At 69.6% G+C, this 26,455-nt stretch carries 21 protein-coding genes, 1 tRNA gene and 1 pseudogene; 20 read left to right on the plus strand and 3 right to left on the minus strand.

Annotated elements, in window-relative coordinates:
• Positions 1–3,768, minus strand: a complete 3,768-nt coding sequence (locus tag ASH02_RS03065; protein ID WP_056686361.1) for a multifunctional oxoglutarate decarboxylase/oxoglutarate dehydrogenase thiamine pyrophosphate-binding subunit/dihydrolipoyllysine-residue succinyltransferase subunit — start codon at positions 3,766–3,768, stop codon at positions 1–3.
• A 145-nt stretch (positions 3,769–3,913) separates the two neighbouring features.
• Between ASH02_RS03065 and ASH02_RS03070 the strand changes: the two genes are divergently transcribed.
• On the plus strand, positions 3,914–4,537 hold the full coding sequence (locus tag ASH02_RS03070; protein ID WP_156388876.1) for a hypothetical protein: 624 nt from the start codon (positions 3,914–3,916) through the stop codon (positions 4,535–4,537).
• Positions 4,537–5,433 carry an LCP family protein gene (locus ASH02_RS03075; protein ID WP_056686369.1) on the plus strand — a complete coding sequence of 299 codons (897 nt, stop codon included), beginning with the start codon at positions 4,537–4,539 and terminating at the stop codon, positions 5,431–5,433. Before ASH02_RS03070 ends, ASH02_RS03075 begins: the two co-directional genes overlap by 1 nt.
• An 86-nt stretch (positions 5,434–5,519) precedes the next feature.
• Here the strand turns inward: ASH02_RS03075 and ASH02_RS03080 are convergent, their stop codons facing one another.
• Together ASH02_RS03080 and ASH02_RS03085 are read right to left on the minus strand one after the other, a co-directional pair.
• Positions 5,520–6,875 (minus strand): choice-of-anchor P family protein, encoded by a 1,356-nt coding sequence (locus ASH02_RS03080; RefSeq protein ID WP_156388877.1) that lies wholly within the window; start codon positions 6,873–6,875, stop codon positions 5,520–5,522.
• Between the two features lie 247 nt (positions 6,876–7,122).
• Positions 7,123–7,195, minus strand: a tRNA-Arg gene (locus tag ASH02_RS03085).
• A gap of 81 nt (positions 7,196–7,276) precedes the next feature.
• Here ASH02_RS03085 and argS point away from each other — a divergent pair.
• The 18 genes and pseudogenes from argS (at position 7,277) to ASH02_RS03170 (ending at position 26,452) form a co-directional block, all read left to right on the plus strand.
• On the plus strand, positions 7,277–8,932 hold the full coding sequence (gene argS / locus ASH02_RS03090; RefSeq protein ID WP_056686375.1) for an arginine--tRNA ligase: 1,656 nt from the start codon (positions 7,277–7,279) through the stop codon (positions 8,930–8,932).
• Positions 8,933–8,938: 6 nt separating this feature from the next.
• The gene (lysA, locus tag ASH02_RS03095) at positions 8,939–10,387 is read left to right on the plus strand and encodes a diaminopimelate decarboxylase (protein ID WP_056686386.1); all 1,449 of its coding nucleotides are present in this window, start codon (positions 8,939–8,941) and stop codon (positions 10,385–10,387) included.
• Positions 10,384–11,682, plus strand: a complete 1,299-nt coding sequence (locus ASH02_RS03100; protein ID WP_056686389.1) for a homoserine dehydrogenase — start codon at positions 10,384–10,386, stop codon at positions 11,680–11,682. The genes lysA and ASH02_RS03100 overlap by 4 nt, the downstream gene beginning before the upstream one ends.
• Positions 11,679–12,746 (plus strand): threonine synthase, encoded by a 1,068-nt coding sequence (thrC, locus tag ASH02_RS03105; RefSeq protein ID WP_056686392.1) that lies wholly within the window; start codon positions 11,679–11,681, stop codon positions 12,744–12,746. The genes ASH02_RS03100 and thrC overlap by 4 nt, the downstream gene beginning before the upstream one ends.
• Position 12,747: 1 nt before the next feature.
• On the plus strand, positions 12,748–13,677 hold the full coding sequence (gene thrB, locus ASH02_RS03110) for a homoserine kinase (protein ID WP_056686393.1): 930 nt from the start codon (positions 12,748–12,750) through the stop codon (positions 13,675–13,677).
• A 367-nt stretch (positions 13,678–14,044) separates the two neighbouring features.
• On the plus strand, positions 14,045–14,697 hold a 653-nt coding region (locus ASH02_RS26915; RefSeq protein ID WP_235538978.1), incomplete at its 3' end, for a hypothetical protein.
• Between the two features lies 1 nt (position 14,698).
• Positions 14,699–16,001, plus strand: a pseudogene (rho, locus tag ASH02_RS03115) (transcription termination factor Rho); the annotation flags it as partial.
• Between the two features lie 35 nt (positions 16,002–16,036).
• Positions 16,037–16,411 carry a response regulator transcription factor gene (locus tag ASH02_RS03120; RefSeq protein WP_056686397.1) on the plus strand — a complete coding sequence of 125 codons (375 nt, stop codon included), beginning with the start codon at positions 16,037–16,039 and terminating at the stop codon, positions 16,409–16,411.
• Positions 16,408–17,451, plus strand: a complete 1,044-nt coding sequence (locus ASH02_RS03125; protein ID WP_056686400.1) for a HEAT repeat domain-containing protein — start codon at positions 16,408–16,410, stop codon at positions 17,449–17,451. Before ASH02_RS03120 ends, ASH02_RS03125 begins: the two co-directional genes overlap by 4 nt.
• On the plus strand, positions 17,448–18,914 hold the full coding sequence (locus tag ASH02_RS03130; protein ID WP_056686403.1) for a glycosyltransferase family 2 protein: 1,467 nt from the start codon (positions 17,448–17,450) through the stop codon (positions 18,912–18,914). Before ASH02_RS03125 ends, ASH02_RS03130 begins: the two co-directional genes overlap by 4 nt.
• The gene (locus ASH02_RS03135; protein WP_056686406.1) at positions 18,911–20,449 is read left to right on the plus strand and encodes an ATP-binding protein; all 1,539 of its coding nucleotides are present in this window, start codon (positions 18,911–18,913) and stop codon (positions 20,447–20,449) included. Before ASH02_RS03130 ends, ASH02_RS03135 begins: the two co-directional genes overlap by 4 nt.
• A gap of 8 nt (positions 20,450–20,457) precedes the next feature.
• Positions 20,458–21,702: a multidrug effflux MFS transporter gene (locus tag ASH02_RS03140; protein WP_082620786.1), complete on the plus strand. Its 1,245-nt coding sequence runs from the start codon at positions 20,458–20,460 to the stop codon at positions 21,700–21,702.
• A gap of 130 nt (positions 21,703–21,832) precedes the next feature.
• The gene (gene rpmE, locus ASH02_RS03145; RefSeq protein ID WP_056686409.1) at positions 21,833–22,072 is read left to right on the plus strand and encodes a 50S ribosomal protein L31; all 240 of its coding nucleotides are present in this window, start codon (positions 21,833–21,835) and stop codon (positions 22,070–22,072) included.
• Between the two features lie 98 nt (positions 22,073–22,170).
• Positions 22,171–23,244 (plus strand): peptide chain release factor 1, encoded by a 1,074-nt coding sequence (gene prfA, locus ASH02_RS03150; RefSeq protein WP_056686412.1) that lies wholly within the window; start codon positions 22,171–22,173, stop codon positions 23,242–23,244.
• Positions 23,241–24,092, plus strand: coding sequence for a peptide chain release factor N(5)-glutamine methyltransferase (gene prmC / locus ASH02_RS03155; RefSeq protein WP_056686414.1), 852 nt, complete (start codon positions 23,241–23,243; stop codon positions 24,090–24,092). Before prfA ends, prmC begins: the two co-directional genes overlap by 4 nt.
• A 4-nt stretch (positions 24,093–24,096) precedes the next feature.
• Positions 24,097–24,750, plus strand: coding sequence for an L-threonylcarbamoyladenylate synthase (locus ASH02_RS03160; RefSeq protein ID WP_056686417.1), 654 nt, complete (start codon positions 24,097–24,099; stop codon positions 24,748–24,750).
• Positions 24,750–25,880, plus strand: a complete 1,131-nt coding sequence (locus tag ASH02_RS03165; RefSeq protein ID WP_056686420.1) for a glycosyltransferase family 4 protein — start codon at positions 24,750–24,752, stop codon at positions 25,878–25,880. The genes ASH02_RS03160 and ASH02_RS03165 overlap by 1 nt, the downstream gene beginning before the upstream one ends.
• Positions 25,881–26,005: 125 nt before the next feature.
• Positions 26,006–26,452 (plus strand): hypothetical protein, encoded by a 447-nt coding sequence (locus ASH02_RS03170; RefSeq protein WP_056686423.1) that lies wholly within the window; start codon positions 26,006–26,008, stop codon positions 26,450–26,452.
• The last annotated feature ends 3 nt before the right edge of the window (positions 26,453–26,455 follow it).

Consider the following 26,455-nt stretch of genomic DNA (forward strand, 5'->3'; position numbering starts at 1 on the left):
TCACTCGAAGGCACGGTCGAGCAGGTTGCGCTGCTCTTCCTGGTGCCGCTTGGCCACGCCCACCGAGGGCGCCGACGAGGCGGCCCGGGTGATCGGCTGGACCTCGATGCCGAGCTTGTTCCAGACGTTGAGCGCGTAGTGCGGCCACGGGCCCATGTTCTGCGGCTCGTCCTGCACCCAGCGGACCGTCTTGAGGTTCGGGAACTTCTTGATCTCGTCGGCGATCTGCTCGTCGGGCGACGGGTAGAGGCGCTCGACGCGGGCGATCGCGAAACGGTTGCCGTTCTCGCGCTTGCCGCGGTCGACCATGAGGTCCCAGGTGACCCGGCCCGAGCACAGCAGCAGCGTGTCGACGGTGTTCGGGTCGGCCTGGTCGTCGCCGATCAGGCCCTGGAACGACCCCTGCGTGAAGTCGGCCGGCTGCGAGGCCGCCTCCTTGCGCTTGAGCATCGACTTGGGCGTGAAGACCACCAGCGGGCGGTGCTCCTCACCCAGCGAGTGCCGGCGCAGCAGGTGGAAGTACGACGCGGGCGTCGACGGCTGTGCCACGACCATGGCGTCCTCGGCACACATCGCCAGGAACCGCTCGATGCGGGCCGACGAGTGGTCGGGGCCCTGGCCCTCGTAGCCGTGCGGCAGGAGGAGTACGACGCCCGACTGCTGGCGCCACTTGGCCTCACCGGCGGTGATGAACTCGTCGATGACGGTCTGTGCGCCGTTGACGAAGTCACCGAACTGGGCCTCCCACAGCACCAGGGCGTCGGGACGGGCCACGGAGTAGCCGTACTCGAAGCCGAGGGCGGCGTACTCGGAGAGCAGCGAGTCGTAGACGTGGAAGCGGGCCTGGTCCTCGGTGAGCGTGCTCAGCGGGGTCCACTCGTCGGCGTTGGTGCGGTCGATGATGGTGGCGAACCGCTGCACGAACGTGCCGCGACGTGAGTCCTGGCCGGCCAGACGCACCGGACGACCCTCCATCAGCAACGAGCCGAATGCCAGGATCTCGCCGGTGCCCCAGTCGATCGGGCCCTCGGTGATCGCCGTGGCGCGACGCTGGAGCTGCGGCATCACCTTCGGGTGGACGGTGAAGCCCTCCGGCGGCGTGACGTAGGCGTCGGAGATGCGCTTGAGGACGTCCTGGCTGATCTTGGTGACCGCCTCGCCCGCGGGCTTCTCCGGGTAGTCCGGAACGGTGGTCCACTCGTCGGGCGAGCTCTTGGCCTCACGCACCTCGGTGAAGACCCGCTCGAGCTGCTGCTGGTAGTCGCGCAGCACGGTCTCGGCCTCCTCGATCGTGATGTCGCCACGACCGATCAGGGACTCGGTGTAGAGCTTGCGGATCGACCGCTTCTGCTCGATCAGGTCGTACATCAACGGCTGGGTGTACGACGGGTCGTCACCCTCGTTGTGACCGCGACGGCGGTAGCAGACCAGGTCGATGACGACGTCCTTGCGGAACGCCTGGCGGTACTCGAAGGCCAGACGAGCCACGCGGATGCAGGCCTCGGGGTCGTCGCCGTTCACGTGGAAGATCGGCGCCTGCACCATGCGGGCGACGTCGGTGCAGTAGAGCGAGGAGCGCGACGAACCGGGGGAGGTGGTGAAGCCGACCTGGTTGTTGACCACCAGGTGGATCGTGCCGCCCGTGCGGTAGCCGCGCAGCTGCGACAGGTTGAGCGTCTCGGCGACGACACCCTGACCGGCGAACGCCGCGTCACCGTGCACGAGCAGCGGGAGCACGGGGTATTCGGCGCCCCGGTCGAGGACGTCCTGCTTGGCGCGGGCGATGCCCTCGAGCACCGGGTCGACGGCCTCGAGGTGCGACGGGTTCGCGGCCACGGAGACCTTGATCCTGTCGCCGAGGCCCGAGAGGAACTCACCCTCGGCGCCGAGGTGGTACTTCACGTCGCCGGATCCCTGGACGGTGCGCGGGTCGATGTTGCCCTCGAACTCGCGGAAGATCTGGGAGTACTTCTTGCCGACGATGTTGGCCAGCACGTTGAGGCGCCCACGGTGGGCCATGCCGATGCAGACCTCGTCGAGGGCCGACTCGGCCGCTGCCTCACAGATCTCGTCGATCACCGGCACGGTGGTCTCCGCGCCCTCGAGGCTGAACCGCTTCTGGCCGACGAACTTGGTCTGCAGGAAGGTCTCGAAGGCCTCGGCCTGGTTGAGCTTCAGCAGGATCCGCAACTGCTCCTCGCGGGGCGTCTTCACGTGCGGCTGCTCGACGCGCTCCTGGATCCAGCGACGCTGCTCGGGGTCCTGGATGTGCATGTACTCGATGCCGATGGTGCGGCAGTAGGAGTCACGCAGGATGCCGAGGATCTGGCGCAGGCGCATGAAGCGGCGGCCCTCGCCACCGAACGAGCCGGTGGCGAACTCGCGGTCGAGGTCCCACAGGGTCAGCCCGTGCGACTCGATCTCGAGGTCGGGGTGGCTGCGCTGGCGGTACTCGAGCGGGTCGGTGTCGGCCATCATGTGACCGCGCACCCGGTAGGCGTGGATCAGCTCGAGGATGCGGGCCTGCTTGCTGATCTCGTCATCGTGGTTGGTGGCGATGTCGTTGCCCCAACGGATCGGCTCGTAGGGGATGCGCAGCGAGCGGAAGATCTCGTCGTAGAACCCCTCCTCGCCCAGCAGCAGCTGGTGCAGCCGGCGCAGGAACTCACCCGACTGGGCACCCTGGATGACCCGGTGGTCGTAGGTCGAGGTGATGGTGAGGATGCGGCTGACCGCGTTGCGGGTCAACGTCTCCTCGGACGCGCCCTGGAACTCCGGCGGGTAGTCCATCGAGCCGACGCCGATGATCGCGGCCTGGCCGGCCATCAGGCGGGGGACCGAGTTGTTGGTGCCGAGGCCACCGACGTTGGTCAGGCTGATCGTGGTGCCGGTGTAGTCGTCCATCGACAGCTTGTTGTCGCGGGCCTTGCGGATGATCGCTTCGTACGCCGTCCAGAAGCCGGCGAAGTCCATCGACTCGGTCGCCTTGATGGAGGGGGCGACGAGCTGGCGGGTGCCGTCGGGCTTCTGCTGGTCGATGGCCAGCCCGAGGTTGATGTGCGCCGGCGTGACCATGGTGGGCTTGCCGTTGGTCTCGGTGTAGGAGTTGTTCATCTCCGGCATCGAGCGGATCGCCTTGACGATCGCGTAGCCGATGAGGTGGGTGAACGAGACCTTGCCACCACGGGCGCGCTTGAGGTGGTTGTTGATGACCACGCGGTTGTCCCACAGCAGCTTCACCGGGACGTTGCGCACCGAGGTTGCCGTCGGGACGTGGAGGGAGACGTCCATGTTCTTCGCCGTGGCGGCCGCGATGCCGCGCAGCACGGTGTGCTTCGGCTCGTCGGTCGGCTCGCTCGGCTCGCTGGGCTTGGGGTCACGCGGCTCGGGGTTCGCGGTGCCCTTGGCGGGCTCGACCGGCTTGCTCACCGGGCGGGGCTTGGCCACCGGAGCCGGCGTCGCGGAGTCGGCCGCGGGTGTCTCTGCCGCAGGCGCTGCCGCGGCGGGAGCCGCCGCAGCCTGCTGCGCGGGCTGGGAGGGTGCCGCGGCCGGGGCGGACGCGGTCGGTGCGGTCGTCCGTGAGGCCGGCGCGGAGGCGTCTCCGGATGCGGGAGCGGCCCCGTTGGAGCCGCCCTGATCCTTGAAGTATGCGGTCCATTCCGGGCCCACGCTGGCCGGATCCTTCTGGTACTGCTCGAACATTTCGTCAACGAGCCACTCGTTGGCTCCGAAGTCGATAAGTCGGTTGTTCTGAGAAGACTCAGCCACGGCTTGGTTCGCCTCTTCCGGTGCGGCATTTGCGGGGTGTCGATACAAGCGTCAAGGCTAGACCCACCCGGCAACAAATGCAGAGGCTGGTCTCCCTTCTCGGGCAAGGTGTTGCCGGTATCACCATTGAGGAGGTGCACGACTGATGTCGACGAAGAGAAATCGGCGAGCACGAGGAGCCGCACTGGTGCTCGTCCTGGCCCTGTTCGCGAGCGGATGCAGCTCCGACGACGAGGGCGACGACCCGACCGAGAAGGGGCGTGCGCCGGGGCTCGACGAGCCCCGGGTGGCCCAGGTGCCCCTGGTGGCCACGGTCGGCAAGGTCACCGGCAAGCTCCCGCCGAAGCGGCGCACGCAGGCAGTGACGACGGTCGGACGCACCGTCGACACGTGGTTCGAGGCGGCCTGGGTCGGCGGCGACTTCCCCCGGCGCAGCATGAAGGGCTCGTGGCCCGGCTTCACCCGCGACCTGGCAGCGCAGGCCCGGCACGACAGGACGCTCACCTCGAACGCCCAGCTGGCGGGCCGCATCGACGAGGTGACCGTCGTACGCCGCACCGTGAAGGTCGACCTGCTCGGCGCGTCGAAGCGAGCGGTGGGTGCCACCGCGCGCTTCCGGCTCGTCTTCGACACCGACGGTGACGCCCGGCGCCGCGTGACGGTGACAGGTCGGCTGACCCTGAGCCCGGTCAAGGGCACCTGGCGGATCTTCGAGTACGACGTGGCGCGCTCGGCCAGGGCCGTGCCGGCGTCGAGGAAGGACAACTGATGCGACGACTACTGAGCAGGACGGCGTTGGCCGCCGTACTCTCCGCGACGCTCTTGCTCGTGCCGAACAGCTCGGTGAGCCAGACCGACGCGACCCTCGTGAAGGTGCAGCGCGCGCAGGGGGTCGACCTGTCGCCGGACGTGGTGTGGATCCTGGCTCTCGGCTCCGATGCCCGGCCCGGCCAGAACGTGCTGCGCAGCCGTGCCGACGCCATCCAGCTGGTCGGCATCAACAGCCGCACTGGCGCGGCCACGGCGATCGGCATGCCGCGCGACTCCTGGGTCTCGATCCCGGGACACGGGTCGAACCGGATCAACGCGGCCCTCTACTTCGGCGGTCCGCAGCTGATGGCCGAGACCGTGAAGGGCCTCACCGGCGTGGAACCCGACTACGTGATGGTGGCCAGCTTCATGGGGCTGCGCAACATGGTCACCGCGATCGGCGGCATCACGGTCAACTCGCGGCACGCCTTCAGCGACCCCTACCTTCGGCCACAGGGCTTCAAGGTGGGCAAGCAGCACCTCGGTGGGTTGGGGGCGTTGGCGTTCTCGCGGGTGCGCAAGTCGTTGCCGCGTGGTGACTTCGACCGGTCGGCGAACCAGCAGGAGACACTGCAGGCGATCCACCGGCAGGTCAAGGCCCGGCAGGACCAGCCCGGCTTCCTCGACAAGGGCACCCTGGCGGTCATGCAGCACATGGACGCCCGGGTGCCGCCCAAGGAGCTCTTCCGCATCGCACGCGCGGTGGCGGCGGTGCGCAGCGACCGGATCACCCACTGCGTGGTCAACGGCAGCATCGGGAACATCGGTGGCGCCAGCGTCGTCCTGCCGTACGTCGACCAGGCGCGGCGCTACGGCAACGACGCCCGCAAGGACGCCGTGATCTCCCACTGCTGAACCGGCGGGCGTGAGCTCGGGAAAGCGTGAAGGGGCGGCTCCGGATCGGAGCCGCCCCTTCAGCGTCTGTCAGGTGATGCGGTGGATCAGGTGCGACGCAGGCTGGCCTTCGCCACGCCGATGTTCACCACGACGGTCTGGTCGCCGAGCACGGTCACCCGAAGGGCCGTGACGGTGATGCCGGTCTTGGTGGTCGACTTCACCATCGACTGGATCTTGACCAGCCCGCCGATGTCGAGCGTCTGGCCGGGGACCGGAACCTTGTAGGCCTTGCCACCGAAGGTGATCGAGGCGACCGAGCTTCCGGCTGTGCTCTTGGCGATGCGGCCCTTGGCGGAGCGCGCCACGTTGGCACGGGCCACGACGCCCTTGACCTGCAGGCTGGAGTCGCCGACGCCCAGCTTGATGTCGGCCAGTGCGGCCTCGGTCCAGGCCTTGGCGCGGCCACGGCTCTGCTGCACGCCGTACACCCGGGCCTGGGCGACACCGGCGACGACGGCGTTCAGGTTCAGCAGGTTGGCGCCGACCGTCGCGCTCTTGCGGACCACGCCGCGAGTGCCCTCACAGGGAATGGAGCGCTCGGAGATCGGACCCGCGGTGACCACACCGCCGAGCACCTTGGCCTCGAGGACCCGGGCGTTGCCGGCCATCACGGCTGACGGGACGTCGTCGCTGATCTGGGCGAAGGAGCGACCGATGGTCACGTTGACGTCGTCGGATCCGCCGGCGTGGCCGTCGAGACCGAAGAGCGTGACGTTCAACGCCACGGCGTTGGCGAACGCGTGGTGGGCGTAGGCCGCCTTGCGCGTCTTGCCGAGCCGGATGACGCCGAGACCGGGGAGCGTGAGCTCGTTGCCGGTGGCCTTCTGCAGCTGCTTGATCAGGTCGCCGACGCCGGCGCCGACCTGGTTCAGGATGTCGTCGAGCGGCGTGCCGGTGTTGGCGGCGATGTCGACCGAGCTGAACGACGCGCTGGTGCCGAACCTGCCGGACCGGGCGTGGGCGTCGGCCGTGGTGGAGAGACCGGTGATGCTGAGGTTCAGCCCGTCGGCAGCGCCGAGACGGACCGAGGCGACCCGGTTGGTGCTGCGCATGCCGACGGTCCTGCCGGACTTGTAGGTGCGGCTGCGGCTGGCCACGGCGCCGACCTTGAGCACGGGGCTCGGGTTCGGCACGTTGGCGGCGGCGACGCTGCGGTCACGGATGATGCCGGTACGGCGGGTGCAGCCCAGCCAGGAGTAGGCGGTCGGCGACGACGAGACGCCGGCGAGGCCGACGTTCGCGTAGGTGCCGTAGGCCCAGCCCTGGAACGCGTAGTTCGTGATGGTCGTCGCGGCCGCGGCGGGTGCCGCGTTCGCGCTGCCGGCAAGGCCGAGCGCACCGACCATGGCCACTGCCGTGGCCGTTGAAGCAGCGAGAATACGCCGCACTGAAGTCTTCACAGGTTGTCTCCCCAAAACGATAAATAGTGGTCCGAGACCGCCTATGTCAGCTCCCGATGAAAGGTCTCACCGGATGCAACGAGAGGCAGTCCACTTCGTTACGTGGAAATCTTCCCCAAAATTGGGCAAACCCGCTGGAGAATGGCGAGATTGCCCGGCATTCGGATGGTTCACACCAGTCACACGGGTCACGAAATGCCGACAACCCCGCACGTTCGGGCGGGGTTGTGGTGGTGATTCGGTCGAGCGCCTCCGGCAGGATTCGAACCTGCGGCACCTGGTACCGGAAACCAGTGCTCTATCCCCTGAGCTACGGAGGCATGCGCGTCGCAGCGCGCTGCCGAAGACTACCGGTCGATACTCGCTGACGTGAAACCGAGGTCCGCCGATAGGCTTACCGGGTGACTCCCGAACAGCTCTCCACCGCAGTCGTCGATGCCCTTGCCTCGTTGGTCGACCAGGGCGCGCTCGCCCTGCCCGACGGCGTTCCCTCCGAGGTGACGATCGAGCGGCCGCGACAGAAGGGCCACGGGGACTACGCCACCAACGTCGCCCTCCAGCTCGCCAAGAAGGCTGGCACGAATCCGCGCGCCCTCGCCGAGCTGGTGGCGGAGAAGCTGACTGCCGCCGACGGTGTCGCCGAGGTCGAGATCGCCGGTCCCGGCTTCCTCAACATCACGGTCGACGCGGGCGCCCAGGGCCGGCTCGCCGCCGAGGTCGTGGCCGCCGGGTCATCGTACGGCGCCTCCGACGCGTTCGCCGGCGAGAAGATCAACCTCGAGTTCGTCTCGGCCAACCCCACGGGTCCGTTGCACATCGGTGCCGTGCGTTGGGCTGCCGTCGGTGACGCGCTCGGCCGAATCTTCACGATGACCGGCGCCGAGGTCACCCGGGAGTACTACTTCAACGACCACGGCGGCCAGATCGACAGGTTCAGCAACTCGTTGCTGGCCAGCGCCAAGGGGGAGCCGGCCCCCGAGGACGGCTACGGCGGCGAGTACATCCAGGACATCGCCGCAGCGATCGTCGCGCAGGAGCCCGACGTCCTCGAGCTCGGCGACGACGAGGCGCGCGAGGTCTTCCGCCGGATCGGCGTCGAGATGATGTTCGACGAGATCAAGAAGTCGCTGCGCGACTTCCGCGTCGACTTCGACGTCTACTTCCACGAGGACAACCTGCACAAGAGCGGTGCCGTCGCGAAGGCGGTCGAGCGGCTCACCGAGCTCGGCAACACCTACGAGAAGGACAACGCGCTCTGGCTCGCCACCGAGAAGTTCGGTGACGACAAGGACCGCGTGATCATCAAGTCCGACGGCAACGGCGCCTACCTGTCCGGCGACCTGGCCTACTACCTCGACAAGAGGGAGCGGGGCTTCGACCGCTGCTTCATCATGCTCGGCGCCGACCACCACGGCTACGTGGGCCGCATGAACGCCATGTGTGCCGCATTCGGCGACGAGCCGGGCAAGAACCTCGAGATCCTGATCGGCCAGATGGTCAACCTGCTCCGCGACGGCCAGCCGCTGCGGATGTCCAAGCGTGCCGGGACGGTCGTCACCATCGACGACCTGGTCGGCGCGATCGGTGTCGACGCCAGCCGCTACGCACTGGCCCGCTACCACTCGGACTCGCCCATCGACATCGACCTCGACCTGTGGGCGAAGGCAACCAACGACAACCCGGTCTTCACCGTGCAGTACGCCCACGCACGGGTGGCGAGCCTGCTGCGCAACGCGGCCGACCTCGACGTCGTGGCGGCGTCGCACCCCGAGCTCCTGGTCCACGAGAAGGAGGGCGTGCTGCTGCGCTCCCTCGCGGAGTTCCCGCGCGTGGTCAAGGCGGCCGCCGAGCTGCGCGAACCGCACCGGGTCGCGCGCTACCTCGAGGACCTCGCCGGCGTCTACCACCGGTTCTACGACAGCTGCCGGGTGCTGCCCCGCGGCGACGAGGAGACCACGGACCTGCACCGGGCGCGGCTGTTGCTCGTCGACGCGACCCGGACCGTGCTGGCCAACGGCCTCGCCCTCCTGGGCGTCTCCGCGCCCGAGAGGATGTGATCCGGAGTGCCTACCGCCCACCCCTCCGGCTGGGCCCACGCTGACGGTGCCCTCCGGGGACCCCACTGGTTGCGTGAGCCCGACGACGCCAACGCCCTGGTCGGCCAGCTCTGGTCGTCGACCGCGCACAAGAACGACGACGGTGCGCTGGTCGTCGGGGGAGTGGACCTCCGTGACCTCGTCGCCGAGCACGGCTCACCGGCGTACGTCCTCGACGAGGACGACTTCCGCGGCCGGGCGCGCGCCTTCCGTGACGCGTTCTCGGCGTACGACGTCTACTACGCCGGCAAGGCGTTCCTCTGCACGACGATCGCCTCGTGGATCGCCGAGGAGGGTCTGTGCCTCGACGTGTGCTCCAACAGTGAGCTGACCGTCGCCCTGCGTGGTGGCGTGGACCCGTCGCGCATCGGCTACCACGGCAACAACAAGACCACCGCCGAGCTGCGGCGTGCGATCCAGGCCGATGTGGGCCGCATCGTGGTCGACTCCCTCCACGAGATCGAGCGGCTCGAGGCGATCACGGCTGGTCTCGAGGTGGGACGTGCCTCCTCGACCGGGGGGTCGGTGAAGGTGATGCTGCGGGTGACCGCGGGCGTCGAGGCGCACACCCACGAATACATCGCCACTGCCCACGAGGACCAGAAGTTCGGCTTCTCGATCACCTCGGGCGACGCCTTCGAGGCCGTACGCCGCGTGCTCGCCGCGCCGGGCCTCGAGCTCCTGGGGCTGCACAGCCACATCGGCAGTCAGATCTTCGACTCCTCGGGCTTCGAGGTGGCCGCCCGACGGGTGCTGGCGCTGCACGCCCGGGTCTCCGAGGAGCTGTCGGTCGACATGCCCGAGATGGACCTCGGCGGGGGCTTCGGCATCGCCTACACCACCCAGGACGACCCGTCCGACCCGGCGCAGCTGGCCACCGAGATGAGCAAGATCGTGGAGCACGAGTGCCGCGCGCTCGGCATCGAGGAGCCGCGCCTCTCGATCGAGCCCGGTCGGGCCATCGTCGGGCCGAGCGTGTGCACGGTCTATGAGGTCGGAACGGTGAAGGAGGTCGCCCTCGACGGCGGCGCGCGACGGGTCTACGTCAGCGTCGACGGCGGCATGAGCGACAACATCCGCACCGCCCTCTACGACGCCGACTACTCGTGCACGCTGGCCTCACGCGTCTCGGAGGCGCCCGCCGTCCTGGCCCGCGTGGTCGGCAAGCACTGCGAGGCCGGCGACATCGTGGTCAAGGACGAGTTCCTCCCGGGCGACGTACGCCCCGGAGACCTCGTCGCGGTGCCCGGCACCGGCGCCTACTGCCGCTCGATGGCCAGCAACTACAACCATGCGCTGCGCCCGCCGGTGATCGCTGTACGGGACGGCGTCACGCGCGTCGTCGTTCGGCGAGAGACTGAGGACGATCTTCTGGCCACCGACGTGGCACCCCGACGTGATGGAGCAAGCAGTTGAGTGAGGCTGGCAAGCGGCTGAAGGTCGCAGTCCTGGGATGCGGTTCGGTCGGCTCACAGGTGGTGCGGTTGCTCACCGAGCAGTCCGACGACCTGGCCGCGCGGATCGGTGCGCCGGTCGACCTGGTCGGCGTCGCCGTACGCCGCCTCGACGCGACCCGCGAGGTCGAGGTGCCCGAGGGACTGCTCACCACCGACGCCGACGCGCTGCTCGCCCGGGGCGACCTCGACCTGGTGGTCGAGGTGATCGGTGGCATCGAGCCGGCCCGGTCGCTGATCCTGACCGCGCTCGAGAACGGCGCCTCGGTCGTCACGGCCAACAAGGCGCTGCTCGCCGAAGACGGGCCGACGCTCTTCGAGGCCGCGGCCAAGGCGGGGCGCGACCTCTACTACGAGGCGGCCGTCGCCGGCGCGATCCCGATCCTGCGGCCGCTGCGTGAGTCGCTGGCCGGTGACAAGGTCACCCGCGTGCTCGGCATCGTCAACGGCACCACCAACTTCATCCTCGACAAGATGGACACCTCGGGTGCCGGCTTCGGCGAGGCGCTCGAGGAGGCCCAGGAGCTCGGGTACGCCGAGGCCGACCCGACCGCCGACGTCGAGGGCTTCGACGCCGCAGCGAAGGCCGCCATCCTGGCCAGCATCGCGTTCCACACCCGGGTCACCGCCGACGACGTCTACCGTGAGGGCATCTCCGAGGTGACCGCCGCCGACGTGCAGTCGGCCCGCGAGATGAAGTGCGTGGTCAAGCTGCTGGCGATCTGCGAGCTCAAGGACGACGCTGTCTCGGCGCGCGTGCACCCGGCGATGATCCCGCTCACCCACCCGCTGGCGTCGGTGCGTGAGGCCTACAACGCGGTCTTCGTCGAGTCCGAGGCGGCCGGTCAGCTGATGTTCTACGGCCCCGGCGCCGGCGGCTCACCGACCGCGTCGGCGGTGCTCGGTGACCTCGTCACCGCGGCCCGCAACCGTCTCGGCGGAACGCGCGGCGCGGGGGAGTCGGCGTACGCCGATCGTGTCGTGCTGCCCATGGGCGAGACGATCACGCGCTACCACGTGGCGCTCGACGTCCAGGACCGCGCGGGTGTGCTGGCGGCTGTTGCGCTCGCCTTCGCCGAGCACGACGTGTCGATCCAGACCGTCCGCCAGGAAGGCCGCGGCGCCGACGCACAGCTCGTCGTGGTTTCCCACAGGGCGACCGACGCCCAACTCAGCGCCACCGTCGAGCACCTGCGGGGCATGGACATGGTTCGCGAGGTCACCTCGGTGATGCGCGTGGAAGGTGAATCAGAGTGAGCACGCACCAGTGGCGCGGCGTCGTCGAGGAGTACCGCGACCGCCTCGACATCCCCGAGGGCACCCCGGCCATCACCCTGCGTGAGGGCGGCACCCCGCTGGTCTCCTCCGGATGGCTCTCGGGCCTCACCGGCGCCGAGGTGTGGCTCAAGGTCGAGGGTGACAACCCCACCGGCTCGTTCAAGGACCGCGGCATGACCGCGGCGATCTCCGTGGCGGTGCACGAGGGCGCCAAGGCCGTGGTGTGCGCCTCGACCGGCAACACGTCGGCGTCGATGGCGGCCTACGCGGCCAAGGCCGGCATCAAGCCGCTCGTGCTCGTGCCCGATGGCAAGATCGCGGCCGGCAAGATGGCCCAGGCGATCGTGCACGGCGCGCAGGTCATCATGGTGCGCGGCAACTTCGACGACTGCCTGGCGATCGCCCGCGGCCTGTCCGAGAAGTACCCCGTCGCGTTGGTGAACTCGGTCAACCCGATCCGCCTGCAGGGCCAGAAGACCGCGTCGTTCGAGATCGTCGACTTCCTCGGCGAGGCCCCCGACCTGCACTTCCTGCCGGTCGGGAACGCCGGCAACATCTCGGCGTACTGGCTCGGCTACACCGAGTACGTCGCCTCCGGTGACGCCACTCGGCTGCCCGTGATGCGTGGCTTCCAGGCCGAGGGTGCCGCACCCCTGGTGACCGGAGAGCCGTTCCCGAACCCCGAGACCAAGGCCACCGCCATCCGGGTCGGCAACCCCGCCTCGTGGACCCTGGCCGTCGACGCCGCCACCGAGTCGGGCGGCGGGTTCACCTCGCTGACCGACGAGGAGATCCTGGCCGCCCAGAAGGCGCTGGCCTCCAGCGACGGCGTCTTCGTCGAACCGGCCTCGGCAGCCGGTGTGGCTGGTCTGCTGAAGGCGCACGTCGGTGGCGAGGACTTCACCGGCAAGACGATCGTCATCACCGTGACCGGCCACGGGCTCAAGGACACCGCGACCGCACTCGAGGGGTTCGGCGACCTCGTCGACAACGTGGTCGACCCCGACGTCGAGTCCGCGGCGGCGGCGGCCGGTCTCGCCTGACATGGCGCGATTCGTCGACGGCCCGGTCACGGTCTCGGTGCCGGCGACCTCGGCCAACCTCGGACCGGGCTTCGACTCGCTCGGCCTGGCCCTCTCGTTGCGCGACGAGCTCACCGGCACGGTGACCGGCTCCGGCCTGCGCATCGACGTCGAGGGTGCCGGTGCGGACGACGTACCCCGCGACGAGTCGCACCTGGTGGTGCGTGCGATGCGGGCTGCGTTCGGTCTGATGAACGCCGAACCTCCGGGCCTGTCGTTGAGCTGCGTCAACCGCATCCCGCACGCGCGCGGCCTGGGCTCGTCATCTGCCGCCATCGTCGGGGGCCTCGCCCTGGCCCGCGGCCTCGTCGCCGGCGGGCAGCTGCTGCTCGACGACGACGCGATGTTCCGCCTCGCGGCGGAGATCGAGGGGCACCCCGACAACGTGGCGCCTGCGCTCTACGGGGGCTTCGTGATTTCGGGACGTGAGGCGAACGACTTCTACGCCGCCGGGTCGGTCGTCGACCCGCGCATCTCGGCGGTGGTCTTCATCCCGTCCACCCCCGTCTCGACCGAGGCCGCCCGGGGCCTGCTGCCCGACGTCGTCCCGCACGCCGACGCTGCGGCGAACTCCGGACGTACGGCGCTGCTGGTCGCGGCCCTGGCCCGACGTCCGGACCTGCTGCACCTGGCCACCCGCGACTACCTGCACCAGTCCTACCGGACGCCCGCGATGCCGCAGTCCTTGGCGCTGGTCGAGGCCCTGCGCGGCCAGGAGCACCCGGCGATCGTCTCGGGGGCGGGGCCGACCGTCCTGGCGTTCACCGACGGCCCGGTGCACCCGGTGGCGGGCTGGTCGACCGGCCCCGAGTCCCTGATGGCGCAGTGCCCTGAGGGCTGGACGACGCTTCACCTCGAGGTCGACACGCACGGGGTTGTCGTCACCAGTTGACCCCACGCCGACGCGTACGACGGGTGCGCAGTGAGGGCGGTCACCTGGTGTTACTCTGGTCGGGCGCCACGATCATCAGGCGCTCGCACTCCCTCTGGGTTCGCCCGGCGCGGTGCACCCTCCTCCTCGTCATGTCGCAGTCGGCGACCGTCACCTCGGTGTGACTCGCGACCGGGCGCGACGAGGCACATACACGAGAAGCCGTCGGCACTCGAGCCGGAACGGCACAGATACGTGGGAAGGACCTCACGTGACGGAAACCAACGAGACCACCGCTGCGACGCAGTCGGAGGCCCCGGCCGCCAAGGCCGCGCCCAAGAAGCGCACCGGCGGGCTCAACTCCATGCTGATCGCCGACCTGAAGGCCATGGCCGGCGGCCTCGGCATCAGCGGCTCCGGCAGCATGAAGAAGGCGCAACTGGTCGAGGCCATCAAGGCGGCCCAGACAAGCGGCAAGACGAGCGGCCCGTCGGGCGGCAAGCCGGTCGCCGACAAGCCGGCCGCGGAGTCGTCCGCACCGAGCGGAGGCTCCAGCGACAACGCCCCGGACCAGCCACGGGTCCGGACCCGGGTCCGCGGCGCGGCCAAGGCGCCGGGCGCCGCTGCCGGATCCGGCGAGGGTGAACGCCCGGCCGACGAAGCGAACACCGTGCGTGAGTCGCGCGGTGAACGCCAGCGTGCCCAGGGCGACCGGGAGGCCACGAACCAGGAGTCGTCGGTCCGCGCGACAGCAGGCGAGGCCTCCGGCGCGGACGCGTCGGAGGGCCAGCGCGCCCGCCGCGACCAGCCCGAGAAGCAGTCGGACAAGCAGTCGGACAAGCAGGCCGATCAGGCGCAGGACCGTGGCGCCGGCCAGCAGGACAAGCAGCACGGCGACAAGCAGCAGGGCCGCCAGGACAAGCAGCAGGACCGGCAACAGGACCGGCAACAGGACCGGCAACAAGGCAACCGCCAGTCCGGCCAGCAGGACAAGCAGCAGGAGAAGCAGCAGTCCGACAGGCAGGGCGGCCAGCAGGACAANCCGCCAGCAGGGCGGCCAGCAGGACAACCAGTCCGACCGTGACGAGCAGGGCAGTGGCCGCAACCGTCGTCGTCGGGGCCGCGACCGTTCCGAGCGCGGCGAGCGTCCGGAGCGCAGCACCCGTGGCGGCCGCAACGAGCCCGACACCACGATCCTCGAGGACGACGTACTCGTGCCGGCGGCCGGCATCCTCGACGTCCTCGACAACTACGCATTCGTGCGCACCAGCGGCTACCTGCCGGGCGCCGAGGACGTCTACGTCTCCCTGTCGATGGTCCGCAAGTTCGGACTGCGCCGCGGCGACGCGATCGTCGGCCAGGTGCGCCAGCCCCGCGAGGGCGAGCGCAAGGAGAAGTTCAACCCGATGGTCCGCATCGACGCGGTCAACGGTGCCGACCCGGAGTCGGCACGCAGCCGGGTCGACTTCTCCACGCTGACCCCGCTCTACCCGACCGAGCGGCTTCGCCTCGAGACCGAGCCGACCAACCTGATCGGCCGGGTCATCGACATCGCGGCCCCGATCGGCAAGGGCCAGCGCGGCCTCATCGTCTCGCCCGCCAAGGCCGGCAAGACGATGATCATGAAGTCGATCGCGAACTCGATCACGACGAACAATCCCGAGTGTCACCTGATGGTGGTGCTGGTCGACGAGCGTCCTGAGGAGGTCACCGACTTCGAGCGCTCGGTCAAGGGCGAGGTCATCTCCTCGACCTTCGACCGGCCGGCCAGCGACCACACCACGGTCGCCGAGCTGGCGATCGAGCGGGCCAAGCGGCTCGTCGAGCTCGGCCACGACGTCGTCGTACTCCTCGACGGCATCACCCGGTTGGGTCGGGCCTACAACCTGGCCGCCCCGCCGAGCGGCCGGATCCTCTCCGGCGGCGTCGACTCGGCTGCGCTCTACCCGCCGAAGAAGTTCTTCGGTGCCGCCCGCAACATCGAGGACGGCGGGTCGCTGACCATCCTGGCCACGGCGCTCATCGAGAGCGGCTCCAAGATGGACGAGGTGATCTTCGAGGAGTTCAAGGGCACCGGCAACATGGAGCTGCGCCTGCGTCGCGATCTCGCGGACAAGCGGATCTTCCCGGCCATCGACGCAGTCCAGTCCGGCACTCGCCGGGAAGAGATGCTGATGAGCGAGGAAGAGCTCGCCATCGTGTGGAAGTTGCGTCGGGTTCTCTCCGGGCTCGACGGCCAGCAGGCCCTCGAGCTGCTCCTGGAACGCCTGCGGAAGTCGCAGACCAACATCGAGTTCCTGATGCAGGTGCAGAAGACGACACCTGCCCCGGGGACCGCTGACTGAGCAGTTTCCCGGGCCCGAAGCCCTAGGGTTGCCACATGGCGAGGATCGTTGTGGCAGATGACGACGAGGACATTCGTGAACTCGTCGTCTTCAAGCTCCGGCAAGCGGGGCACGAGGTGTCCGCCGTCAGTGACGGTGCGGCCGCCGTGGAGGCGTGCCGCGCCGACAAGCCTGCCCTGGCCCTGCTCGACATCATGATGCCGGGGATGAGCGGTCTGGACGCCGCTCGGGCACTGCGCGCGGAGCCCGCCACGGCCAGGCTGCCGATCATCCTCCTGACTGCGCGGGCCCAGGAGTCCGACATCGAACAGGGCTTCGCGGTCGGGGTCGACGACTACATCACGAAGCCGTTCTCACCGCGGGAGCTCGCCTCACGGGTCGCCGCAGTCCTGGCCCGGAGCGGTGCGTGACCCTCCTCATCGGCCTGGTGGTCGCGCTCCTCGTCGCCGCAGTCCTGCTGGTCGTCCTGCTTCTCGCGCTCCGCGTGACCTCGGGGCTGCGCACGGTCCGGCACACCCGGGAGCACGAGGCCACGCGTGGGCTGGTGTTCGAGCTGGTGCTCGGTGACCCGGAGGACTCAGCCCGGGCTCGGCGTGAGCTCGCCGCCCTCCAAGGAGGCGAGTGGGACCGTGCCGAGCACCAGGTGTTCAGCCTGCTGCCCAAGGTCTCCGGCGACACGCGGGAGCGACTCGTCGAGCTGGTCCGCCAGAGGAATGCCGCGGACAGGGCCCGTCGCCTCCTGCGGCGGAGGTCCTCCGTGGCGCGCTGCCGCGGGGCCCACCGTCTCGGTGCCCTGCGCGACCCGGTCGACGTAGCCGCCCTCACCGGTTGCCTGCACGACCGTCACTTCCTGGTCCGCCGGGTGGCACTGCGGGCACTGGGCAGCATCGGCGACCCCGCCGCCGTACCCGCCATCCTCGCGACCTCCGACGATCCCGCACTGACCCGCGACGTCGTCTCCGCACTCCAACGCATCGGCATCGACGCCGCACCCGACCTGCGCGGCTGCGTCGAGGAGGGCCTGCGCAGTGCACCCGGCCGGGCAACCGAGCTCGCGGTCATCGCGCTCGGGCTGATCGGTGATGCTGCCGCCGTTCCCGTCCTCACCCGGGCACTCGACTGCGTGGACGAGGGCGTGCAGGCCGAGGCCGCCATCGCGCTCGGGCTGATCGGTGCGCCCCGGGCGATCAGCTCACTGATCGCGCGGCTCGACACCGACAGCGACCGGGTGCGCAGGGCGGCTGCCCGTGCGCTCGGTGAGATCGGTGATCCCAAGGCCGCCGACGGACTCGGCTCCGCGCTCTCCTCGTCGCCCCGGCTGACCGCGCGAGCATTGGCCGGCGCCCTGCTGCGACTGGGCGAGGCCGGCCGCCGGGTGCTGCAGGAGCACGCGTCGCCGTACGCCCGCGAGGCCCTCGCGGTCGACGCACTGCGGAAGGCCGCCCGATGACCTGGGTCGACGGCTTCACCACGATCATCGAGGCCGTGGGCTGGTTCTTCATCGCCTACTCGCTCCTGATCAACACCAGCTTCCTGGTGCTCACCTTCCTCGCGGTGACCGACTTCGTCGGTTATCGGCGACGCATCGAGTTCGCGGCGTACGACGAGACGTTCGGCGAGCCGTTGGCGCGTGGCGTGTCCGTGCTGATGCCGGCGTACAACGAGGAGGCCACGATCGTCGAGTCGGTGCGCGCCATGCAGGCGATGCGCTACCCGGACTTCGAGATCGTCGTCGTCGACGACGGTTCGAAGGACGACACGGTGGCACGCCTCGTCGAGGCCTTCGACCTCATCGAGATGCCCCTGGTCGTCGGCGACGTGGTGGCGAGTGGGAGCGAGGTGCTGGGCACCTATCTCTCCAGGCAGGGCAGCAACAACCTGGTCCTCGTCACGAAGACCAACGGGGGCAAGGCCGACGCGCTCAACGTGGGCATCAACATGGCCCGCAAGGAACTGGTCTGCATGGTTGACGCGGACTCCTTGCTCGACCCCGACTCCCTGCTCCACGTCTCGCGCCCGTTCGCCGACAATCCCGAGCAGGTCGTGGCCGCCGGGGGAGTGATCCGCATCGCCAACGGCTCGACGGTCAGCAAGGGACGGGTCACCGACGTCCGCATGCCGCGCACGTGGTTGTCGCGCGTGCAGGTGGTCGAGTACCTCCGCGCGTTCATGATCGGCCGTGCCGGTTGGTCGGCCACCGGAGGCCTGCTGATCATCTCGGGTGCGTTCGGCATCTTCCGCAGGGACGTGCTGCAGGCGGTCGGCGGGCTCGCCGTCGACTGCATCGGCGAGGACGCCGAGCTCGTGGTCCGGATCTACCGCTGGATGGGCGACGAGGGCATCGACGGCAAGGTGGTCTTCGTCTCCGAACCGGTCGCGTGGACCGAGGCGCCGGAGGAGCGTGCGGTGCTGGCCAGGCAGAGGCGTCGCTGGCACCGCGGCCTCGCCGAGATCCTGGGCCGGCACCGGGGCATGCTGCTGCGCCCGAAGTACGGCGTGATCGGGATGGTCACCATGCCCTGGTTCGTGCTCTTCGAGCTGCTCGCCCCGTTCCTCGAGCTCTTCGGGGTGGCCTACTTCATGGTGGTGATGGCACTTCTCGGCCTCGAGCACGCCGGCTGGCTGGGTGGGCACGACCTGGTCGACCTGTGGTTGGTGGTGCTCTTGCTCGCCGCGTCGATCCTCTACGCCTTCCTGTTGACGCTGACCGCGCTCCTGGCCGAGGAGATGTCCTACCGCCGGTATCGCGGAGCCGGCGACCTGATGCGTGCGGTCCGGGGTGCGGTGGAGGAGAACTTCGGCTATCGCCAGCTCACCGCGTTGTGGAGAGCCGGAGGTGCCGTGGAGGCGATGCGGAAGTCCACCCCCGTGTGGGGCGAGATGAAGCGCCGCGGTTTCGGGGGTGACGCATGATCGAGCGCGACACCGTGGGGCGCCTGATCGCGCGGTTGGTCACCCCGATCCTCCTGTTGATGATGGTGCTGGGCATCCTCGGAGTGATCGGTGTCTACCGGACCAACCTGTCGGTGAACCGGGTGGCCGACGAGGTCGCCCCCGGTGAGAAGGCCAACCGCGACTTCATGCAGCTGATGACCGATGCCGAGACCGGCGTCCGTGGCTGGGTGATCGACGGGCAGGAGTCGGCGCTGGCGCCCTACCGTGCGGCCCTCCGAGCGCTCCCCGACACCGCCGCGGAGCTGCGGAAGCACGACCACATCCGCCCCGACTTGAAGGGGCTGGTCGCGCGTCAGGAGGAGCTGGTGGAGCAGTGGCAGGTCGTCTACGCGCGGCCTCGGCTGGCCGACGCCCCGGGAGCGACCGGCTACGACCCGGGCCGGTTCGCCGAGGGGAAGGCCGTCTTCGACGACCTGCGGGCAGTGAACGTGCAGATCGATGACTCCCTCGAGGCCGAGGGCGACGAGGCCCGACACCGGGCCCGGCTGGCGTATCGCCGCGCGATCATCGCGATGGTCACCCTGACTCTCCTGGCCGCGCTGCTGGGCTGGTTCCTGGGCCGTCGGTTGCGTCGTCGGGTGGGGGACCCCCTGTCGGAGCTCGAACGCACGGTCAGCGCCCTCGCGGCGGGAGACACCTCGGCACGGGCGCCGGTCAGCGGCCCGCGCGAGATCACGGCGGTGGCCAGGGCGTTCAACGTCCTGGCAGCGGAGAGTGAGCGCGGCCAACAGGTCGAGGCCCAGACCAGGTCCCGGCTCCTCGACCTCGACCAGGCCAAGACCGACTTCGTCTCCAACGTCTCCCATGAGCTGCGCACACCACTGACCAGCATCCGCGGCTACCTCGAGCTGTTGCGTGACGAGATGGACGATCCGGACCCGGGGACCGTCCAGATGTGGGACGTCGTGGAGCGCAACGTCGGTCGTCTCAGTGTGCTCGTGGAAGATCTGCTGAGCCTGTCGAACGCCGAGGCCCGGCACACCACTCTCACCGAGGTCGACCTTGCCGCGGTCGTCGAGGACGTGGTGATGGACCTGCGCATCGCGGCCACCAACCGGGGGATCCGGTTCGTCGTCGACGTGCCCGACGTCCTGATCCGCGTCCTGGCGGACAAGACCCAGCTGTCGCGGGCCATCCTCAACGTGGTCTCGAACGCGGTGAAGTTCTCCCTGGACGACGGCAACGTCGAGGTGCGACTGCGCACGGACGGCGAGGAGGCGACCCTGACCGTGCGCGATGACGGCATCGGCATCCCGTCCCAGGACCTCGACCGCCTGGGCTCCCGCTTCTTCCGTGGGTCGAATGCCGTGAGCCGCCAGATCGGCGGCACTGGGCTCGGAGTCCGCATGGTGCAGGTGATCCTGGCCAGGCACGGCGGACGGGTGTCGTTCGAATCCGTGGAGAACGAGTTCACCCTCGTCACCATCCACCTGCCGGTGCGCAGCCACGGTAGGGGAGCCAACCGGGAAGAAAACGACGCCGTCCAGGGTTGATCCCTGTCGTGACCTCAACGATTCCGACGACCGCGCCCAGGACCTCGTCGGAACCGACCGGCAGCCACGCGCAGGTGGTGCTGGTGCTCGGTGCGTTGATCGCCCTCGGACCGCTGAGCATCGACATGTACCTCCCGGCGCTCCCGGGACTGAGAGACGACCTGTCGGCCGGGGAGTCGCAGGCCCAGCTGACGCTGACCGGGATGCTGCTCGGACTTGCCTTCGGGCAGCTCGTCATCGGGCCCCTGTCCGACGCCCTCGGGCGCAAGCGGCCATTGGTCACTGGCCTTGCGGTCCATGCCGCGGCGTCCGTCCTGTGCGCGTTGGCGCCCTCGGTCGAGATGCTCGCGGGTGCCCGCCTCGTGCAGGGCTTCGCCGGTGCCGCGGTCTCCGTGACTGCGATGGCCGTCGTCCGTGACCAGTTCGAGGGCATCGCGGTGGCGCGGATCATGTCCCGGCTCATGCTGGTGATGGGGGCCGCACCCATGCTGGCCCCCACGTTTGGCAGCGTGGTGCTCGGCTGGACGTCCTGGCGTGGCATCTTCGTCGTGCTCGCGGTGGCGGCCGCGCTGATGGTCGTCCTCGCCACGGTGGCGCTTCGCGAGACGCTGCCGCCCGAGCGGCGACGCCCGGCGCGGATCCGTTCGAGCCTGGGGACCTATCGCTCCCTGTTGGCCGACCGGGCGTTCCTCGCGCTTGCCTTGATCGGTGGACTGATGATGGCCGCGATGTTCAGCTACATCTCGGGGGCCTCGTTCGTTCTCCAGGAGGGCTTCGATCTGAGTGCAGCAGAGTTCTCCGTGGTCTTCGGTGCGAACGCCCTGGCCTTGATCGTGATGTCCCAGGTGAACCCGGCGCTGTTGCGCCGGTTCCGGATCCTCGACGTGATGACGACCTCGATCGTCGTCGCGTTGGTGGCCGCCATCGCCCTGGTGCTGACCGGCCTGACCGGGATCGGCGGCCTCGTCGGCGCCCTGCTTCCCTTGGCGGTGCTGCTGGGTTGCGCCGGGCTGATCATGCCGAACGTCCCGGCGTTGGCCCTGAGTCGCCACGGTGAAGCAGCGGGTTCGGCTGCGGCCGTGCTCGGCTTCCTGCAGTTCGGTGTCGGGGGAGTCGTGGCACCCGTGGTCGGGCTGTTCGACAGCACGACCACCGTGCCGATGGGGGCCGTGATGGTCTGCGCCGTGGTCCTCGCGCTCATCTTGCTCGTGGTCGTCGTACGCCGTGATCCGCAGGTGCGCGCGTTCGCCTGAGCGTCTGCCGGACGCGGGAATAGCCCGATTGGTGCGATGGTTGCAGACGGTGGCACAATTGTGCGCTGGTTCCGGTTCACGCTCCCACATCCGGTGGTGGCGACCCGGCGACCCTGTTAGCGAGGACACCATGCAGAAGGAAATCCACCCCGAGTACGTCGACACCCAGGTGACCTGCACCTGTGGCAACTCGTTCACGACTCGCAGCACCGTCACGAGCGGCTCCATCCACTCCGACGTGTGCTCGGCGTGCCACCCGTTCTACACCGGCAAGCAGAAGATCCTTGACACCGGCGGCCGCGTCGCCCGCTTCGAGGCCCGCTACGCCAAGAAGGCCGCGAAGCCTGCCGAGAAGACCGAAGCCAACTAGCTTCTCCGAGTCGCCGGTCCCCGCACGTGTGCGGGTGGCCGGCGTCTTGCATTTGTCCGTGTTCGTGTCACACGCCTGTTGCCGTTGAGGAGTACGCCGTGTTCGAGGCCGTCGAGGGATTGCTCGCCGAGCACCGCGAGATCGAGGCCAGGCTCGCCGAGCCCGGGACCCACGCCGACCAGCGGCTGGCCAAGACCCTCAACCAGCGCTACGCCGAGCTGTCCGCGATCGCCCGCACCTACGACGAATGGCTCGGGCTCGGAGACGACATCGAGGCGGCCCGTGAGCTGGCGGGGGAGGACCCGGCGTTCGCCGACGAGGCGGTCGAGCTCGCCGAGCGTCGTACCCGCGCCGAGGAGCACCTGCGGCACCTGCTGGTGCCCCGTGACCCGAGCGACGCCAAGGACGCGCTGCTCGAGGTGAAGTCGGGGGAGGGCGGCGAGGAGTCGGCCCTCTTCGCCGCAGACCTGCTGCGCATGTACACCCGCTATGCCGAGCAGCGTGGCTGGAAGACCGAGGTGCTCGACGCGACGCCGTCCGACCTCGGCGGCTACAAGAGCGTCACCGTTGCCGTGAAGGCCAAGGGAATTCCCGAGCCCGGTGAGGCACCGTTCGCCCTGCTCAAGTTCGAGGGCGGAGTCCACCGCGTCCAGCGGGTGCCGGTCACCGAGTCCCAGGGCCGCGTGCACACCTCCGCCGCAGGCGTCCTGGTGATGCCCGAGGCCGAGCAGGTCGACGTCACGGTCGACGACAACGACCTGCGCATCGACGTCTTCCGCTCCAGTGGTCCGGGTGGCCAGAGCGTCAACACCACCGACTCCGCCGTGCGCATCACGCACCTGCCGACCGGCATCGTGGTCAGCTGCCAGAACGAGAAGTCGCAGTTGCAGAACAAGGAGTCCGCGATGCGCATCCTCCGCGCGCGACTGCTTGCCGCCGCCGAGGATGAGGCCAACGCCGAGGCGAGCGCCGCGCGCAAGAGCCAGATCCGCACGGTCGACCGCTCCGAGCGGATTCGCACCTACAACTTCCCGGAGAACCGCCTCTCCGACCACCGCACCGGCTACAAGGCCTACAACCTCGACAGCGTGCTGGACGGCGATCTCGGGCCGGTGATCGACAGCTGTGTCCAGGCCGACCTGGCCACCCGGCTGGATGCACTCGAGTCGTGAGCGCCGTGCGTGACGTGCTCCGCGGAGCCACCGCCACTCTGACGGCAGCCGGAGTGGCCAGTCCCGACTTCGACGCCGCCGAGCTGTTGGCCTTCGTGCTCGGCACCACGCGGACGATGCTGGTGGTCGACCCGCCGGAGCTGGACGACGAACGCCGTGCGGCGTACGACCTCCTGGTCCGGCGTCGTGCCGACCGCGAGCCGCTGCAGCACCTGACCGGCGTGGCCGCGTTCCGTCACGTCGAGCTCGCCGTCGGCCCGGGGGTCTTCGTGCCGCGGCCGGAGACCGAGCTGCTGGCGGGCTGGGCGATCGAGCAGGCACAGCGGGTCACCGGCCGCCCAGCGGTCGTGGTCGACCTGTGCACCGGCTCCGGTGCGATCGCCCGCGCCGTGGCCGACGAGGTCCCGGAGGCCCGGGTGCATGCCGTCGAGCTCGACGAGTCCGCGCACCGCTGGGCCGAACGCAACCTCGCCGGCACCGGCGTCGAGCTGCGCCAAGGCGACATGGCCACGGCGTACGACGACCTCGCCGGCACGGTCGACGTCGTGGTCTGCAACCCGCCCTACATTCCCCTCGAGGCGTGGGAGTCCGTGGCCCCGGAGGCGCGCGACCACGATCCGCACCTGGCCCTCTTCTCCGGCGACGACGGACTGGTCGCCATGCGGGTGCTCGAGGAACGGGCCGGCCTGCTGCTGTGCGACGGGGGAGTCGTGGGTGCGGAGCACGCGGACGTGCAGGCCGATTCCGCGCCGGCGGTCTTCGCCGCCACCGGTCGCTGGGCCGAGGTACGCGATCACCTCGATCTGGCAGGTCGCGCGCGCTACGTGACGGCCCGGCTGGCACGATAGCCCCGTGAAGTACCCGACCACCGACGACGCGGAGCTCGAGGCCGCGGTCACCGCAGCCACCCTGGCCGTACGACGAGGCGAGCTGGTCGTGTTTCCCACCGACACCGTCTACGGACTGGCTGCCGACGCATTCGACGCGGACTCCGTGACGGCCCTGCTGGCGGCCAAGGGACGCGGACGCGAGATGCCTCCACCGGTCCTGGTCAGCGCCGCGACCACCCTCGACGCACTGACCACCGGCGTGGCCCCCTGGGCGCGGGCGCTGGTCGACGCCTTCTGGCCCGGACCGCTGACCCTGGTCTGCACGGAGCAGGGCTCGCTCAAGTGGGACCTCGGTGACACCCGCGGCACGGTCGCGGTGCGGATGCCCGACGAGCCGATCGCCCTGGCCATCCTCGAACGCACCGGCCCGCTCGCCGTCAGCTCGGCGAACCTGACCGGCCGACCGGCGGCCCTCGACGCCGACCAGGCCGAGGAGATGCTCGGTGAGTCGGTGGACGTCATCGTCGACGGCGGACCCTCCCGGGGAGGCGTCCCCTCGACGATCGTCGACGTCACCGGGGAGCAGCCGCGGCTGCTGCGTGCCGGGGGCATCGGGGTCGATGCGATCAACGAGGTGCTGGAGCCGCTCGACGTGGCCCTCACGGAAACCGACTGATGCGCGAGTACCTCCTCGTCTTCCTGGTCGCCGCATCGGTGACCTACCTGCTCACCGTCATCGCCCGCGAGATCGCGCTGCGCACCGGCGCGGTCGCAAAGGTCCGCGACCGCGACATGCACGCCGTGCCGATTCCCTACTTCGGCGGCCTGGCCCTCCTCGGCGGCCTGACCGCGGCCTACTTCGTGGCCCGCCAGCTGCCCTTCCTCTCGCTCAGCGCCCCCAACGTGTTCCGCGACGCCGGCGTCGTGCTGATCGCCGGGGCGTTGATCTGCATGGTCGGCGTCCTCGACGACCTGATCGAGCTCGACGCGCTGACCAAGCTCGGCGGCCAGGTGCTCGCCGCGGGCTTCCTGATCGCGTTCGGCGTGCAGTACCTCTTCTTCCCGGCGCCCGGTGGGGGACAGTTCTCCATCGACCAGTCCCAGAGCGCGCTCCTGACCGTGCTCACGGTGGTGGCGACGGTGAACGCGGTGAACTTCATCGACGGCCTCGACGGACTGGCCTCCGGCGTGGTCGGCCTGGGCGCCTGCGCGCTGTTCGTCTTCTGCTACCAGATCGCCAACCTCAACGACCAGTCGCTGGCCGTGACCGGAGCCCTGCTGAGTGCCTCACTGGGCGGCGCCTGCGCCGGCTTCCTGCCGCACAACTTCTACCCGGCCCGTCTGTTCATGGGCGACAGCGGCTCGATGCTGCTCGGGCTGTTCCTCTCGGCCTCGGCGCTGACGCTCTCGGGCCAGTTCTCGGCCACCGACGTCACCCGGGGCGGTGGGGGATCGCAGGCCAGCCTGCTGCCGACCTTCCTGCCGATCATCGTGCCCCTGTCGATCCTGATCGTGCCGTTCGTCGACCTCCTGCTGGCCGTCATCCGCCGTACCCGTCGGGGCCAGATGTTCTACCACCCCGACAAGCAGCACCTGCACCACCGGATGCTCGAGATCGGGCACTCCCACCGCCGCGCCGTGCTGATCATCTGGCTGTGGGCGGGGCTGATCGGCTTCGGCACGGTGCTGGCAAGCCTCTACGCGAGCCCGCTGACGTGGGTCGCGCTGCTCCTCTGGTTCGTGGCCACGGTGGCGCTGACGTTCGTCCTGCCGCGGGTCAACAGACTGGATCCGGTCGACGCCTGACGCGCTTCTCGGTGGTCGAGTAGCGAGCCTATCGAGACCCGATTGGCACCCCGCACGGACTTTGTGCTACTTTTCACAAGCGTTCGAAAGACCGCCCGAATCCCCGAAGAGAAACGGCCGCCATCATGACGACCGAGTCGAAGCGCAACCTCACCCGCAGCGGTGAGTCAGTGCTCCTCGGTGCGGCCGTCGGAGCGCTCCTCCTCGGCGCCCTCGCCAGTGTGACCGGTGCGTTGGTCGCCGACTCCGCGGCGGCGTACGGCGCACTGGCCGGCACGTTGATCGTGGTGCTCGTGTTCGCCGGGGGATCGTTCCTGGTCAACCTCGTGGCCGGCATCAGCCCTGCGGCGTCCCTGCTGATCGCGCTGCTGACCTACACCCTCCAGGTGGTCCTGATCGGGGTCATCTTCTACGCACTTGCCGACTCCGGGCTCGTCGACGACGTGCTCGACGGCCGCTGGCTCGCCGGTGCCGTCATCGTCGGCACGGTGGGCTGGATGGTGTCCCAGATCGTTCTCACCACGCGTCTGCGCCTGCCGGCGTACGACCTGACGGACGCGGGTGCGCGATGAGTC

The organism is Nocardioides sp. Soil796, from assembly GCF_001429525.1.
Taxonomy (GTDB): domain Bacteria; phylum Actinomycetota; class Actinomycetes; order Propionibacteriales; family Nocardioidaceae; genus Nocardioides.

Bases quoted from the DNA above. Each gene is read 5' to 3' on its own strand.
- ASH02_RS03070 (WP_156388876.1), top strand. From the start codon at position 3,914: ATGTCGACGAAGAGAAATCGGCGAGCACGAGGAGCCGCACTGGTGCTC.
- ASH02_RS03075 (WP_056686369.1), top strand. From the start codon at position 4,537: ATGCGACGACTACTGAGCAGGACGGCGTTGGCCGCCGTACTCTCCGCG.
- thrB (WP_056686393.1), top strand. From the start codon at position 12,748: ATGGCGCGATTCGTCGACGGCCCGGTCACGGTCTCGGTGCCGGCGACC.
- ASH02_RS03120 (WP_056686397.1), top strand. From the start codon at position 16,037: ATGGCGAGGATCGTTGTGGCAGATGACGACGAGGACATTCGTGAACTC.
- ASH02_RS03130 (WP_056686403.1), top strand. From the start codon at position 17,448: ATGACCTGGGTCGACGGCTTCACCACGATCATCGAGGCCGTGGGCTGG.
- ASH02_RS03135 (WP_056686406.1), top strand. From the start codon at position 18,911: ATGATCGAGCGCGACACCGTGGGGCGCCTGATCGCGCGGTTGGTCACC.
- rpmE (WP_056686409.1), top strand. From the start codon at position 21,833: ATGCAGAAGGAAATCCACCCCGAGTACGTCGACACCCAGGTGACCTGC.
- ASH02_RS03165 (WP_056686420.1), top strand. From the start codon at position 24,750: ATGCGCGAGTACCTCCTCGTCTTCCTGGTCGCCGCATCGGTGACCTAC.
- ASH02_RS03170 (WP_056686423.1), top strand. From the start codon at position 26,006: ATGACGACCGAGTCGAAGCGCAACCTCACCCGCAGCGGTGAGTCAGTG.